General features: G+C 50.5%; 9 protein-coding genes. 1 reads left to right on the top strand and 8 read right to left on the bottom strand.

Annotated features, from left to right (window positions below):
• Window positions 1–446: 446 nt before the first annotated feature.
• The 8 genes from EBB54_RS13775 to EBB54_RS13810 all read right to left on the bottom strand — a co-directional run bounded on the left by EBB54_RS13775 (window position 447) and on the right by EBB54_RS13810 (window position 14,455).
• Entirely contained in the window at window positions 447–1,946 is a 1,500-nt protein-coding gene (locus EBB54_RS13775; RefSeq protein ID WP_125127830.1) for a glutamate synthase subunit beta, read from the bottom strand.
• Window positions 1,947–1,958: 12 nt separating this feature from the next.
• Window positions 1,959–6,494 (bottom strand): glutamate synthase large subunit, encoded by a 4,536-nt coding sequence (gltB, locus tag EBB54_RS13780; RefSeq protein ID WP_125127831.1) that lies wholly within the window; start codon window positions 6,492–6,494, stop codon window positions 1,959–1,961.
• Between the two features lie 363 nt (window positions 6,495–6,857).
• Window positions 6,858–7,541 carry an SGNH/GDSL hydrolase family protein gene (locus tag EBB54_RS13785; protein WP_162307134.1) on the bottom strand — a complete coding sequence of 228 codons (684 nt, stop codon included), beginning with the start codon at window positions 7,539–7,541 and terminating at the stop codon, window positions 6,858–6,860.
• A gap of 63 nt (window positions 7,542–7,604) precedes the next feature.
• Complete coding sequence (locus EBB54_RS13790; protein WP_125127833.1) at window positions 7,605–9,539, bottom strand: ADP-ribosylglycohydrolase family protein; 1,935 nt, start codon at window positions 9,537–9,539, stop codon at window positions 7,605–7,607.
• Window positions 9,529–11,259 (bottom strand): hypothetical protein, encoded by a 1,731-nt coding sequence (locus tag EBB54_RS13795; protein WP_125127834.1) that lies wholly within the window; start codon window positions 11,257–11,259, stop codon window positions 9,529–9,531. The genes EBB54_RS13790 and EBB54_RS13795 overlap by 11 nt, the downstream gene beginning before the upstream one ends.
• A gap of 47 nt (window positions 11,260–11,306) precedes the next feature.
• The gene (locus EBB54_RS13800; RefSeq protein ID WP_125127835.1) at window positions 11,307–12,146 is read right to left on the bottom strand and encodes a carbohydrate ABC transporter permease; all 840 of its coding nucleotides are present in this window, start codon (window positions 12,144–12,146) and stop codon (window positions 11,307–11,309) included.
• 2 nt (window positions 12,147–12,148) lie between these two features.
• Window positions 12,149–13,033, bottom strand: a complete 885-nt coding sequence (locus tag EBB54_RS13805) for a carbohydrate ABC transporter permease (RefSeq protein ID WP_125127836.1) — start codon at window positions 13,031–13,033, stop codon at window positions 12,149–12,151.
• An 87-nt stretch (window positions 13,034–13,120) separates the two neighbouring features.
• Window positions 13,121–14,455 (bottom strand): ABC transporter substrate-binding protein, encoded by a 1,335-nt coding sequence (locus tag EBB54_RS13810; protein ID WP_125127837.1) that lies wholly within the window; start codon window positions 14,453–14,455, stop codon window positions 13,121–13,123.
• Between the two features lie 179 nt (window positions 14,456–14,634).
• Here EBB54_RS13810 and EBB54_RS13815 point away from each other — a divergent pair, with 179 nt between their 5' ends.
• Complete coding sequence (locus tag EBB54_RS13815; RefSeq protein WP_125127838.1) at window positions 14,635–15,393, top strand: response regulator transcription factor; 759 nt, start codon at window positions 14,635–14,637, stop codon at window positions 15,391–15,393.
• Window positions 15,394–15,458: the final 65 nt, after the last annotated feature.

A 15,458-nucleotide genomic window follows, 5' to 3' on the forward strand; every position in this document is an offset into this window, starting at 1 on the left:
CTAAAGCTTCTGTGCCTTCGCACAGTTTATGCTGCGGCAGTTCCTGACCGGCCTTCTCAGATTGATGATTCGCCTGCCGAAAGAGCTCTTTTCCCTTTCCGGCTCCTGTTCGAATCACAGATTCCAATGGCTTTTCCCTGAATTGTGGCGTTCAGGTATGTATAGCGGCACATCCTTTTTCCGGAAAATGCATTCCCAAAAACGTGCCTGTATATCAGGTCAGCAGTCTGTATTTCGCTGCGGCCCGCTGTCTGTCTGGCGGGCCGGGGCTGTTTTATGCCTCACGGCGACGGGCTCGTACAGGATTTGCACCTGTTTCCCCGGGCAGTCCTTTACTATCATAAGCGTTTGCCGAACTTCCGTCAAGTGAGAAAAACAGGACTAACGAAAAGGAACTTATATGCCATTTCTCGTCAGCCCTGTTTTCATAAAATTTCAGCTTTACTTCACTGCACCGACAGATTCGTATACCCCATCAAGCTCAAGTCCACTTCCCGGGCGGCCTCTCTCCCTTCCCTTATGGCCCACACGACAAGAGACTGCCCCCGGTGCATGTCCCCGGCAGCAAACACATTTTTCACATTGGTCTGGTATTCCCCCGGAGCGGTCTTCACGTTGGTCCGGCCATCCTGCTCCACGCCGAATGCCTTGGCCACATAGCTTTCACCGCCCAGAAATCCGGCCGCAATAAGCACCAGATCCACCTCTACCGTATATTCGCTTCCGGCCATCTCCGTCATCACCATGCGCCCGGTCTTTTCATCCTTCTTCGGCTCCAGCTTCACCAGGACCGCCTTGCAGACATTCCCCTTCTTGTCCTTGATAAATTCCTTCACCGTGGTGGTATACACCCGGGGATCACGGCCGAACAGGGCGATGGCTTCCTGCTGCCCGTAATCCGTCTTGCATATCTTGGGCCACTCCGGCCAGGGATTATCCCAGGCCCGCTGATCCGGCGCTTTGGGCATCATCTCCAACTGCAGCACGGACTTCGCACCATGACGGATAGCCGTACCCACACAGTCGTTGCCGGTATCCCCGCCGCCGATGACCATGACCCGCTTTCCCTTTGCGGAAATGTACCGGCCATCTTTTAATTTCATCTCATTGGCCCAGAGCGCCTTTGTGGTGGATTTCAGGAAATCCACCGCGAAATGGATTCCTGCCGCGTCCCGGCCTGGCACCTTGATGTCCCTGGGATTGGAAGCCCCGCAGGCCAGCACCACCCGGTCATACTCTTTCAGGATGGCCGCGGCCTTCACGTCTTTTCCTACGTCGCAGCCGGTTTTGAATACCACCCCTTCCGCCTCCAATATGGAAATCTTCCGGTCAATGATCTGTTTTTCCAGCTTCATGTTGGGAATGCCGTACCGGAGCAGGCCCCCGGCTTTGTCCTCCCGCTCGTAGACCGTCACCAGGTGGCCCCGACGGTTTAACTGGTCCGCCGCAGCCAGGCCGGATGGGCCGGAGCCGATGACCGCCACCTTTTTTCCGGTCCGCACTTTCGGCGGGCGGGCATGGGCGTATCCCTTTTCGTAAGCATTTTCAATGATGCCGTACTCATTGGCCTTGGTGGACACCGGCTCCTCATGAAGACCGCAGGTGCAGGCATTTTCACACAGTGCCGGGCACACCCGGGAGGTAAATTCCGGGAAATTGTTGGTCTTGATGAGCCGGCGGTAAGCTTCCTCCCAGTTGCCGTTGTAGATCAAATCATTCCACTCCGGCACCAGATTATGAAGCGGGCATCCGCTTGCCATGCCGTTTAACATCTGGCCGGACTGGCAGAAGGGCACGCCGCAGGCCATACACCGGGCCCCCTGGATTTCCTGCTCCTCCCTGGAAAGAGGCGTGTGAAATTCCTGAAAATGCCGGATTCTGCTCTCCGGCGCTTCTGCTGTTTTGTCCTGTCTTTTATAATCCATAAATCCTGTTGGTTTTCCCACTCTTTCCGCCTCCTATCTTCCATTCTTGATCTGGTTGAATGCTTCGATCTTCGCCTGCTCTGCGCTTAATCCCTTTTCCTCCATCTGCAGGATGGCGGACATCATCTTCTCGTAATCCTCGGGGATGATCTTCTTGAACTTCGGCAGGTAATCCTTAAAATGATCCAGGATTTCTTTTCCGATCCCGGAGTTGGTGTATGCCACATGCTCCTTGATCATGCTTTTCAGTTCCTGCACGTCGTATTTGTCGGACACCCGCTCGATCTTCACCATAGACTTGTTGACCTTCTTGTACAGGTCGCTGTCCAGATCCAGCACATAGGCGATCCCGCCGCTCATGCCGGCCGCGAAGTTCTTGCCCGTAGTGCCTAAGATCACCACCCGGCCTCCGGTCATGTACTCGCAGCCGTGGTCGCCCACGCCTTCCACCACGGCCATGGCTCCGGAGTTACGGACGCAGAACCGCTCTCCCGCCACGCCGTTGATAAATGCCTTTCCGCTGGTGGCACCGTAGAAGGCCACATTTCCGATGATGATATTTTCATTAGGCTTAAACTGGATTCCCTGGGGCGGGCATACGATCAGCTTGCCGCCGGAAAGCCCTTTTCCGAAATAATCGTTGCTGTCCCCGGTCAGCTCCAGTGTCAGTCCCCGGGGAATAAACGCGCCGAAGCTCTGGCCGCCTGCGCCCCTGCACTTGATCACATAGGTATCCTCGGGCAGTCCTTCCGGATATCTCCGGGTGATCTCGGAACCGAAGATGGTGCCGAAGGTCCGGTTGATGTTGGTCACGTCCAGTTCCATGCTCTTCTTCTGCTTCTTTTCCAGGGCCGGAAGGAACTGTTTTACAAGTACCCGCTCATCCAAGGTCTTTTCCAGCTCGAAGTCAAAGACTTTTTTCGGATTGAAGATCATGCCCTTCTTTTTCCCTGCATAGGGGTTATACAGTACATTTCTCAGATCCAGCGCGGCCGCCCGGTCGGAAACCGGAACGTCCTTTACTTTCAGAAGGTCGGTCCTGCCCACCAGTTCGTCCACGGTGCGCACGCCCAATTTTGCCATGTATTCCCGCAGCTCCTGGGCAATAAATTTCATGAAATTCACCACGTATTCCGGTTTTCCCGCGAAACGCTTCCGAAGCTCCGGATTCTGGGTTGCCACGCCCACCGGGCAGGTGTCCAGGTTGCACACCCGCATCATGACGCAGCCCATGGTCACCAGCGGAGCCGTGGCAAAGCCAAATTCCTCGGCGCCTAAGATGGCCGCAATGGCCACGTCCCGGCCGCTCATCAGCTTTCCGTCGGTCTCGATGCGCACCCGTTCCCGAAGGCCGTTCTGAATCAGGGTCTGGTGGGTTTCCGCAAGCCCCAGTTCCCAGGGAAGTCCGGCATTCTGGATGGAACTTCTGGGGGCTGCCCCGGTACCGCCGTCATATCCGGAGATCAGGATCACGCCTGCCCCGGCCTTCGCCACGCCGGCCGCCACGGTGCCGACCCCGGCCTCGGAAACCAGTTTCACGGAAATCCTGGCGTCTTTGTTGGCGTTTTTGCAGTCATAAATGAGCTGCGCCAGATCTTCAATGGAATAAATATCGTGGTGGGGCGGCGGGGAAATCAGGCTCACCCCGGGCGTGGAATGACGGGTCTTTGCGATCCACGGATACACCTTTCCGCCCGGCAGATGGCCGCCTTCCCCGGGCTTGGCCCCCTGTGCCATCTTGATCTGAATCTCCCTTGCGCTGACCAGATACCGGGAAGTCACGCCGAACCGGCCGGAAGCCACCTGCTTAATGGCGGAGCACCGGTTGGTATCCAGCCGCTCCATGTCCTCTCCGCCCTCGCCGCTGTTGGATTTTCCATGGATCTGGTTCATGGCAATGGCCAATGTCTCATGGGCCTCCTGGGAAATGGAACCGTAGGACATGGCTCCGGTCTTGAACCGGGTCACGATCGCGTCCACAGGCTCCACCTCTTCGATGGGAATGCTTTTTTCAGGCCATGCAAAATCCAACTGGCCCCGGAGGTTGATCTTCTCCCCTTCCGCGTCCACCATCCGGGTATACTGTTTGAACATGTCGTAGCTGCCCCGCTTTGTGGACTGCTGCAGCATGTGGATGGTCTGGGGATTGTACAGGTGCTCCTCCCCGCCGCTCTTGGACTTGTGTTTTCCTACGCTGTCCAGGGTCATATCCACCTCCAGACCCAGCGGGTCAAACGCCTGGGAATGGAAGGCAATGTAATCTCCGGCAATCTCCTCGATACCGATGCCGCCCACACGGCTCACCGTGTCGGTAAAATACTGGTCTATAAATTCGGTTTTCAGGCCGATGGCCTCAAAGATCTTCGCCCCCTGGTAGGACTGGATCGTGGAAATCCCCATCTTGGACGCGATCTTGATGATCCCGTGGAGGGCCGCCCGGTTGTAGTCATTGACAGCCGCATAATAATCCTTGTGGAGCAGCCGGGAATCAATGAGCTGGCGGATGGATTCGTGGGCCAGGTAGGGGTTGATGGCGCAGGCTCCGTATCCCAGCAGGGTGGCAAAATGATGCACCTCCCTAGGCTCCCCGGATTCCAGGATCATGGCCACCGAGGTCCGTTTCTTGGTCCGTACCAGATGCTGCTGTAGGCCGGAGATGGCAAGCAATGACGGGATCGCCACATGGTACTCATCCACCTCCCGGTCGGACAGGATCAGGATGTTGGCCCCCTCCCGTATGACACGGTCCACTTCGATGAACAGGTATTCCATGGATTTTTCCAGGCTGGTATTCTTATAATAGGTGATCGGAATCTCCGCCACCTGGAAGCCGTCCACTTTCATGTGTTTTATTTTCAGCAGATCCGTATTGGTCAGGATAGGGTTGCTCACTTCCAGCATTTTGCAGTTTTCTTCTTTTTTCTCCAGAAGGTTACCATCCTTCCCCACATAGATCGTGGCGGAGGTCACCACTTCCTCCCGGATGGCGTCGATGGGCGGATTGGTCACCTGGGCGAAACGCTGTTTGAAATACCCGAACAAAGGCTGGTTTTTCTGGGAAAGCACAGCCAGGGGCATATCGATTCCCATAGCCGAAATGCCTTCCGCCCCGGTTTTCGCCATATTCAATATGGACGTCTTGACCTCCTCGTAGGTGTAGCCGAATGCCTTCTGCAGCCGAGTGCATTCCTCCCTGGAATAGATCGGCACCTCCTGGTTTGGGATCTTCAAGTCGTTCAAATGGATCAGGTTGCTGTCCAGCCACTCCCCGTAGGGCTCTTCATCTGCATAGCGGGCCTTTAGCTCCTCGTCGTCGATGACCTTGCCGGCAATGGTATCCACCAGCAGCATTTTGCCCGGATGAATCCGCTCCTTGGCCACGATGCGGGTGGGGTCGATATCCAGCACGCCCACCTCGGAGGAGAGAATCAGCTGGCCGTCGTCCGTGATATAGTACCGGGACGGGCGCAGGCCGTTTCGATCCAGCACCGCCCCCATGCAGTCCCCGTCGGAAAAGAGGATGGAGGCCGGGCCGTCCCATGGTTCCATCATGGTGGCATAATAATGGTAGAAATCTTTTTTATCCTGGCTCATGCTGCGGTTGTTTTCCCAGGGCTCCGGAATGGAGATCATCACGGCCAGAGGCAGCTCCATACCGCTCATGACCATAAATTCCAGCGCGTTGTCCAGCATGGCGGAATCCGAGCCGGAGGTATTGATGGCTGGAAGAACCTTGTGCAGTTCCCCTTTCAGATATTCGGAGGACATGGTTTCTTCCCTTGCCCGCATCTTGTCCGCATTTCCCAGGATGGTGTTGATCTCCCCGTTGTGTACCATGAACCGGTTCGGATGGGCCCGCTCCCAGCTTGGATTGGTGTTGGTGCTGAACCGGGAATGAACCATGGCGATGGCGGATTCGTAATCTTTGTCCTGCAGGTCTTCGAAGAAGAGACGAAGCTGTCCTACCAGGAACATGCCCTTGTAGACAATGGTCCGGCTGGAGAGTGAGACAACATAGGTGTCGTCGCTGCTCTGCTCAAAGATCCGGCGGGCCACGTACAGGCGGCGGTCAAAGGGCAGTCCCTGTTCTGCCTTGCGGGGGCGTTCGATGAATGCCTGCATGATGCAGGGCATGCATTCTACGGCTTTTTTTCCAAGCACCTCCGGGCGGATGGGAACCTGGCGCCAGCCGAGGAAGCGCAAGCCTTCCTTGGCTACGATGACCTCGAAGATTTTTTTCGCCTGGTTGCGCTTTAATTCATCCTGGGGGAAGAAGAACATCCCCACTCCATAATCCCGCTCTTTGGGCAAAGAAAAACCGAGGGGTGTACAGACCTTGGAGAAAAACCGGTGTGAAATCTGCAACAAGATTCCAACTCCGTCTCCAGTCTTACCCTCGGCGTCCTTGCCTGCTCTATGTTCAAGATTCTCTACGATCTTCAGGGCGTTTGCCACGGTGTCATGGCTCTTGATGCCCTTGATGTTCACCACCGCGCCGATTCCGCAGTTGTCATGCTCAAACTGGGGACGGTACAGACCGGGGTGTGGGCTTGCTGATTGAATATTCATGATGGATGTCCTTTCTGCATTGATGTGATTTTTGGACAGGGTGGAAAAGCGGAAAGCTGTGCGATACGGTACGCTGTCAGCGGATGCAGGCATCCTGGTGAAAGTGCGGGTATCGTTATGGAGAGCAGCGACGCTTTGACACTCTGCTGTTGTAAACTGGTATATTACGTTTTTTAATATACAACACTTTTGGGGATTTGTAAATATAGAAATTTAGAAAAGTTGTCAGATAGTTTAGCAATTTAGATGTATTGCTTTTATTGTCAGAATATCAAACCGTACAGGTGGGAATTGTTTCTGCTCATTTTTAAAAAAAGATGTGGATAAAGCGAAAGTTTCTCTCGCTCTTATCCACATCCTGCGTCAGGTATACAGTGAATCCTTAATAGTTCCTGACCGGCCGAAATCCACTTCCTGCTTCAAAATCTCAGCCATTTTATCATACCCGAATACATTGGGATGCAGTCCTTCCAGGCTCCACTCACGCTTTAAGGAGCAGCCGTCTTTTTCTGTAAATGCCGGATAAAAATCCACGAAATGCGCCTCATATGTTTCAGCCAGACTTTTCAGCCCCCTGTTATAAAGCTGCACATAACGCTTACGTTCCTGCTCATGATTCGTCCAATCCATGCACGTCGGCAAAATCGAGCACAATACGGTTTGGAACGCTTCCTTTGACGCAATTTGAAGAATCCCTTCCATATTAGAGAACGCCTCCTCTAAAATTTCCTCCAAATCTCTTCCCTGCTCCTGTTTCCAATTGTCAAACTCCAGATCCCATGCATCGTTGATTCCGGCCATCATAACGACCATTTTCGGTTTCAATTGAACCGCGTCTGCCCGAAAACGGTGAAGAAGCGAAGCGGTTCTGTCCCCTCCGATTCCCCGGTTCAAAATCCGCAGCGGGAATTGATGAAAATATGCGGACAATTCCCACATCTGTATGATTGAATCCCCGATAAATACGATGTCTACCGGGCATTCCTTCTGTACGACAATCTGATTCCTGCAGTCAAACTCCATCCTTCTCTCGTCCGCACGTATCACCTGAGAAAGATATCCGGGTCTTATATATGGTTTTATATACGGTTTTCTATCCATCTGTTCACTCTATGAAACCTCCCATAAAAACCGGGTTCTGGAAAGCCCCAGTACCGGCATGCCATGATTTTTTACACACACAGTACTCATTCCTCCGATCGTAAAATGAGCCTCCTGGGGCAGTTCCTCCGCCTGAAGTTTGATCAGGATCTGGTTCCAGCCCTTCAGCAATTTTGTCACTTTATAATTCGAAAGGTCGCCCAGCGCCCCGCCGTTCCCAAGATTGGGCCGCAAAGCTGTTTTTTGAACCGTTGTATGGATCAGTTCTCCATTCAGATATAACTTCATATACCCGTTATTCGGCACTCCCAGGACGACCGCCTTTTCTTCCTCCGAATAAAGCTGGTGCAATGCATATACAACGCCCTTTTCCTGGAAATGTTTCCCTGTCTGCAGATCATTTCCCCCGTTCCATTGTTCTGTAAAGCCTTCCGGAGGACGCACAAACCATGCATGCTCATCCAGGCCGCAGTCATCTTCGATGGTTTTGTCCGGATAACATCCGGAGATCATCCAGCGGTTTCCTCCCAGCAATACAACAGGAATCGCGGGAACGGCCGGTTCTCCCTTTATCTTCATTTTCAACCAGCAGAGATTTGACTCCTGAATCCGCCCTGACTCTGCCTGAATGATATATTCTGTTTCCGCTTTTTCGTTTGCCTTTAACCGTAGGGTTCGTTCTCCTGCCTGCGGGGCATTGAAGCCTTCCGGCAGTTCCAGAGCAATCCGGATTTCCTTTTCGATGGGGTGGGGATTTTCCAGCGTCACGCATATTTTGGAACTGCGGTTTCCCAGAATCGCCGCATCCGATTCGTACCGCACGGTTTCTTTCAATCCGCCCATAGAATAGACGAGACTGTCCGCCGCATACTTTTCCAGGAATTTCAGCTCCGGCGCCGCAGGTTTTTCTTCTTTTTCCGCAATTCCGTCATCAGAAAACCAAACCTCTTTTCCCCAATACGAAATGACACGCTCCGCCTCTGTACAGACTGCCTCTGTCAATTCTCTGATGTCTGTAGGCGCTGTCAGATTCCGAATCCCTCCGTTGGCCATATTGGTGGCGATTTCATAGCCCAAGGGGGCGATCCACTTTTCCGGCAGAGAAGAGGCTCCGCCGATGATCCCCAGGATCGCTCCCAATGTGGCCGCTGTACAGTCGGTATCCCATCCGCAGTTCACAGCCTTGCAGAGCGCATCGCCGAAATCCTCCCCATACAGCCATCCGATCGTTTGAAATCCCAGATTCAGCGGGGAATACTGTGCCACGGGATGATAAAAACGTTCCGCCAAATCGTTCCGATTCTCCTCATATCCCATGCCTGCATGGTAATTGTCAATGCTTTGCTTCACACATTGATACGTTGTACACGTAGAAGGGATGGAAGCCAGAGCCGTTTCCAGCAGTACGAATTTATCCCCGTTTACAAACGCGCAGGATTCCAGAACCGCGTTAAAAATCTCTCCATAAACAGATTCCCCTCCGCCATGATCTACAATCCCGTCCTGAAATGCATACCATGCCGCGATTTCCGGACATCCCGGGGCAATGCAGGCCCAAATTTCCGATCGGATGGGGCTTCCCATGCAATCCCGGAAAGCGTTATTATGCCAGCCGCATACCGGCGGCATCAATCCCTTCTGCATATTTTCTTTGCAGAGTCCGTACTCATCAAAATTATACGCCACACAATCCTTCCATGCCTCCGTCAGATCCGCCGCCGTCAATCCCGGCCCTTTTTTCTGCAGCTGCTGGAGCCAGATGAGCTGAAGCTCCAGGTCGTCATTCGGGATTCCTCCTTCCGGCAGAGACGGATACCAGTCCACATGAAACATTTCCTTTCTGCCGAATTTTTCTTCCAGGGGCTCTCCCAGGGTTCCGCCCGCATTTTTCCCCAGCCAGCATCCCATGACCTGATCCCGGAAATGCTTCCGATCAATTTTCAACAGACTCCACCTTCTTTCCCTCTCTAAGCATTCTTTTCAATGCATTTGTATAAAATTCCACCCTTTCCGGATTTAACTGTGCATCAAACGGATATTCCTTGATAAATGACGTCTCCATGAGACCTTCCCGGTACTCTTCCAGCTCCCGGATCGTATTCAAGAGCAGCTCTGCGGCTGTTTTCCCTTCGGCCAGAATATCCGTTGTATTCTTTTCAGCGACGTATCTTCCGAAGCAATATCCCCTGGCTGTAAGCCGGAATCCCCGTACATACCAGCGCATAAACGAAAAATGCATTTTCATTTTCTCATAGGCTTCTGCTGTCAGTCCCATATTTCCTGCTTCCACCCGATCCACCAGCTTTTCACACTGCTCATAAGCTTCTTCCTTATCGGCGATGATTCTTCCGATATTTTCCGGGGACATTTCCAGGGCATCTTTCTTATCCGGGTCCCATTCACTCAGGCTGTGGTGCGTCCCGCCGATGAAGGTAAACTGCTCCGGAGTCAGATGCATGCAGCTATCATTGGAAAACAGACATCCGTTTACAAAATTCGTCTTTTCGACGATGGGCCATGTGGCGTCCATAATTTCTTTTACAGCGCATACACATTTTTTCAATTCTCCCGGGCTCAGCCTGTCGCTGATCAAGTGCTCCCCCTGCAGCCAGCGCAGATAAATTTCCTCCTCGCTGATCTCCTCCTGCTCTGCATATGCGGCAATGGCGTACAGGTTTACCATATTCAGATTGTCAAAGCAGGTCCAGTCCTGAACGCCCTCCCAGTCGGTTCTCGCCAAAAATCCCGTCACCTGGTGTTCCTTTCCATATCGAAGCCTTCTCCTGATATCTGAAAGCATTGCCGACGGCTGGACTCCCCATCCGAAAAACTGCCCGTTTACATCGTACTCTGTAATCTGCGGATGACTGCCCACATGGCCCATCAGCGGATTATCCGGAAACGTGGGATAAAAATCATGAGGCGTATTCTTCAGGGACAGCACGATCTCCTCCGGCATATCTGTAAATGCCTTCTGAAACCGCTCCTGTTCTGCCTTCGTATAAATGAAATCTCTTATGATCAATTTTTTCCCGGCTTCCTGAAACGGCTGATACATGGCCATGATCATATTTTTGTACCATTCTACAGGATCCAGATTTTTACACCTCTCACACCCGCAGGCAAATGTATTGCTGATCGCAAGCCTTGCTTCTCCGGTTCCGATGGAGCAAACGATTCCCGCAAGGTCCGGCAGCGCCAGGAACAGTTCCTTGTATTTGTACGGCAAAAATTCTTCATGCCAGAATGGATCGCTGGGACAGATGGTTCCGTCCGGCTGCATCAATTCTTTTTTATATTTCAGTACAAAATCCGAAAACCATAGTTCTTTATTCTCGAAATAAATATCAACCCCGGCTTCTTTTGCTTCCTGGATCACATGGTTGATGTAGTCCCTCCTGTTCAGGTTCAGGTTTTCCCGCAGGGCATGATTCAGAATCGGGTGGTCTACTTCCAAAAATGCGTCATAATAGCTTTTTGGATTGCCTGTCCCTCCTAAAAATTTCGCCGGAAATACAATTTTATCTTCAATTCCGGGTTCGTGAAACACCATCGCGTTCATATGGTTTTTCACCATAAAGTCCAAACGTCTCCTGATCTCATCCAGATTCCAGATCTGTGTAAAATCATGGATTTCCATTGCTCGAAATGTATAATTTCCCATACTGATTTACTCCTTCTATGTAATCGGTTTATTGGTAACAATTCTGATCATCCTTTCAGCCCGGATGACGCAATCCCCTCCACAAAATATTTTTGCAGACAGAAAAACAAAATGACCAGAGGCAGGATCGAGACGCATGCCATGGACATAATTTCATTCCAGTTTGTCGATGCGGCCACATCCAGCCCCATTCTCAATGCAAGCGACAGCGGATACTTCGAGACGCTGTTTATGTAAATCAACGGATTCATAAAATCATTCCATACCCAGATTGTCTGAAAAATACATACGGATATCATGGACGGTTTCAAAATCGGCAGCAGAATCCGAATGAAAATCTGAAAGGAATTGCACCCGTCTATTTTCGCCGCTTCATCCAGTTCTCTCGGAATCCCTCTCAAAAACTGTACTTCCTGGTAGATAAAAAACGGATAACAGGCAAACAGCGCCGGCATCCAGAACGGCATATAGCTGTCCAGCCATCCGAAGTCACGGAACAGCAGATATCTGGGTATGATCAGCACGGCGTTCGGCACCATCAGGGTAGACAGCATCACTCCGAACAGCAGTTTATTTCCTCTGAAGGAAAATCTGGCAAATCCGTAGGCAGTGACGGTACAGGAGATCACGGTAAACAATACGGTCGGTATCACCAGCATAAACGTATTGAGAAAGAAATCTGTAAACGTATACTGTCCGGAGGATTGCCACCCTTTGATGAACCCGGACCAGTCAAAGCTTTCCGGCAGCAGCCGCGCCGCAAGGTTGATCTCATGATTTGTCTTAAATGACGCGAAAAACATCCATACCAATGGATAAATCATGCAGATTCCGATTCCAGTGATGAGCAGGAAGGAGATCCAGTGCATCACCCTTTTCTTTTTCATTCTCATCGCCCTCCTTCATCCCCATAAAATACCCAGTATTTTGAGGTCAGAAAAATCAGTCCGCTCAGACCCAGTAAACATACAAACAGCAACCAGGATTGTGCGCTCGCATACCCAAGGTCTGATTTTACAAACGCATCCTGGTATATTTTCAGCGCCATGATATTGGTGGACTTCAGCGGGCCGCCTCCTGTCACCACATAGGCGGATGTATAATTCTGCAATGCGTTGATCGTCTGCATCACAATATTAAACAGCATGACCGGGCTGATCATCGGGAATGTAATTTTAAAAAATACTCTTACTTTCCCCGCCCCGTCAATTTGGGCCGCCTCATACAGATCCCGGGGAACCTGCTTTAACGCCGCGAAAAACAGAACCATGGATGAGCCGAATTGCCAGATGTCAATCAGCCCGATGGTGAACAGCGCATATTTCGGGTCTCCGAGCCAGTTCACCTCTGTTCCCAGAAGGTGGTTGATGATTCCGGTTTTCATAAACATCACCCGCCACAACGCGGAAATCGCAACGCTTCCTCCTAAAATCGACGGAAGATAATACATCGTGCGGAACACCCGGATTCCTTTTATTTTCATACTTAATATCAAAGCCACAATCAAAGCAAATATCAATTTTGCCGGAACCACCATCACAATATATTTGATAGTCACCCACATGGAATGAAACAAATCCGTGTCTGCCGTAAACATTCTTATGTAGTTTTCCAGGCCGATAAACCGATATTCCCCTCCCAGTTTAATATTCGTCAAAGAATACCGAAATGAATTTACCAGCGGGATCAATTGAAACATCAGAAATCCAATCATCCACGGAAGAATATACAGATATCCTTCCGCCTCTCCAAGCGTTCTCCTCGTCCTTTTCATAGCGTCATCTTCCTGCTTTCCGGAGGATTGGCAGTTCTGCCAGCCCTCCTGTGTTTGTTCGTATTCTGAAAAGCTGCTTATTGTTTTTTATTTCTGCAGGCGTCCAAGAGTTTCTTCCAGAAGGCTCATTGCATCATTTGTTATACTCTCCACATCTCCCTGGTCGTACGCAATTTTCTCTACCGCGTCCTGGAGGATTTCCACCACCTCTGTGGGAGTGTAAAGGTTTTGATGGATCGTACCCGTTTCCCCTGCTTTCGTAATTGCGGATACAAGCACCGGGTCCGCATATCCCTTTTCCTCACAGATCTTCTGTCCTTTCTCTGTAGGGGGAACAGAACGGCAGGTCTTCAGGGTATTGATGGCTGTCTCATCATTATAAAAATAATTCAGGAAATCCGCCGCCACCTCCGGATGCTCGCATTTCGAGGAAACAGCCAGCATCTGAGGCGGTATATACAGGATTCCGGATTCCTCGGCGTCTTCAAATTCCGGCATACTCAGTGCTGCCGCGGTCTCCTGAAAATCATAATATCCTTCAAATATATTGGATGTGGCGCCGTAAACAACTGCCAGCTCATGATTGATCCATTTTGGATTTGTATTCAGTTTTAATGCATAAGGCGCGCTGTCTGCCGCAGGTTCAATCACATCATTCGCATACATTTCATGGATCAGGGTAAATGCCCTCTGCAGGTCTTCTTTTGTAAAATTCATTTCCATAGTATCTTTATTCACCAGATCTTCTCCGGTGATCTGCGCCATGATGGAACCCAGCAATTCTTTTCCAAGAGTCTCAATGTCAATGTTAAACAGATAACAGGACTCATTGGCCTGATGGATCGCTTTTCCGGCTTCTATAAAATCATCCCATGTCCGGATCTCTTCTGCATCCACATCCGCTTCTTCGAATAACGCAGTATTGGCAAGCCAGATTCCGCCGTTGATCCCGGTCGGTACCGCAATCATTTTTCCGTCATAATAGGAAAAATTCTTGATAAACTCCTGGTTGAAATCGGATGTATCCAGCACGTCTGCGTAATCCTCCAGATTCACAAACACATCTCCGATGGCCATCAGATCTGAAACCGTATTCGCATTGTACTGAATGATGTCCGCCACAGTCCCTCCTGAAAGCTGGGTAGTCAGTTTTTCAAAATATCCGTCATAGCCTCCGTACTCTGCTTCAATTGTCACATTGGGATGCTCCTTCTCATACTGCTCTATGACATCCAGCGTGGCCTGATGCCGAACATCATCTCCCCACCACATGAACCGGAGTTTGATTTTCTCATCTGAACTTTCAGCAGTCTGTTCTTCCTTTTTTGCTTCCTGTCCGGCAGTACCGCATCCCGGGACTGTAAAAACAGATGCAGTGACCAGTGCTGCGCACAGCAGCCTTGCAAGACACTTTCTTTTCATAGTAATGTTCCTCCTTTTTCGTCTGTCTGTTTTTGATATAACCAAACTAACATAAACACATTTTTCGTTCCAGGTACATTTCTTGACATTTATTCTGACATTATGATAATATGATTCCCATAAGTATCATTTTTTAATATTTCTACTCTTTTTATGTCATAAACGAGGGAGGGAGCAGGTTGCTGAACTTAGTGATTGTGGAAGATGAATCGAATATCCGCGAATGCCTTGTCCATCTTTTTCCATGGGATTCCCTGGGGATTCATGTGGCTGCCGCTTTTTCCAACGGGCAGGATGCCTTTCACTATCTGTCTGCAGAGCATGCGGATATTCTTTTAACCGATATCCGCCTTCCGAACATTTCCGGCCTTGATTTGATCCGGATGCTCCGGGAAAATAAAAATCCCATCGAGGTTGTAATTCTCACTGGATATAAGCATTTTGACTATGCAAGGCAGGCAATCCGGTATAAGGTACATGATTTTCTTTTAAAGCCAATCAAGTATGAAGAACTCACCGCCGCAATGCTGCGGATCAAAGACCTGCTTGAGAATACAGACGATCCTTCGGTGGATTCGGCTGGCGAAGCAGACAACACGTATCATCAGAAGCTCATTGCAATGGCAAAAGAATATGTAGAAAATCATTTGTGTGATGCCTCTCTGGAAAATACTGCCGTATACGTTCATCTGAGCCCCGGTTATTTTTCAAAGTTATTCCATAAAATAACACAGTCCACATTTTCAGACTATTTAACCCGGTGCAGGATGGAACGAGCGGCCCAATTATTAAATGATGTGAAGTTCAAAACCTATGAGATCTCATTGATGGTAGGATATGATAATCCAAAGAATTTTACCCGTGCTTTTAAACAATATTTTAAAGTCACGCCGCGAGAATACAGAAATTGTATTTCCGGAGACCGGGAGAAAAGCTGACCGGCTGCATCGCTGACTGACTCCGGCGCAGCGATGGAGTGAACAGCGGGCGGTGCTTGCCCGGT

It is taken from the genome of Schaedlerella arabinosiphila (assembly GCF_003885045.1).
GTDB classification, from domain to species: Bacteria; Bacillota; Clostridia; order Lachnospirales; family Lachnospiraceae; genus Schaedlerella; species Schaedlerella arabinosiphila.

Excerpts from the sequence above, each read along its gene's own strand:
- EBB54_RS13810 (WP_125127837.1), bottom strand. The coding sequence starts at position 14,455 with ATGAAAAGAAAGTGTCTTGCAAGGCTGCTGTGCGCAGCACTGGTCACT.
- EBB54_RS13795 (WP_125127834.1), bottom strand. The coding sequence starts at position 11,259 with ATGGGAAATTATACATTTCGAGCAATGGAAATCCATGATTTTACACAG.
- gltB (WP_125127831.1), bottom strand. The coding sequence starts at position 6,494 with ATGAATATTCAATCAGCAAGCCCACACCCCGGTCTGTACCGTCCCCAG.
- EBB54_RS13805 (WP_125127836.1), bottom strand. The coding sequence starts at position 13,033 with ATGAAAAGGACGAGGAGAACGCTTGGAGAGGCGGAAGGATATCTGTAT.
- EBB54_RS13800 (WP_125127835.1), bottom strand. The coding sequence starts at position 12,146 with ATGAAAAAGAAAAGGGTGATGCACTGGATCTCCTTCCTGCTCATCACT.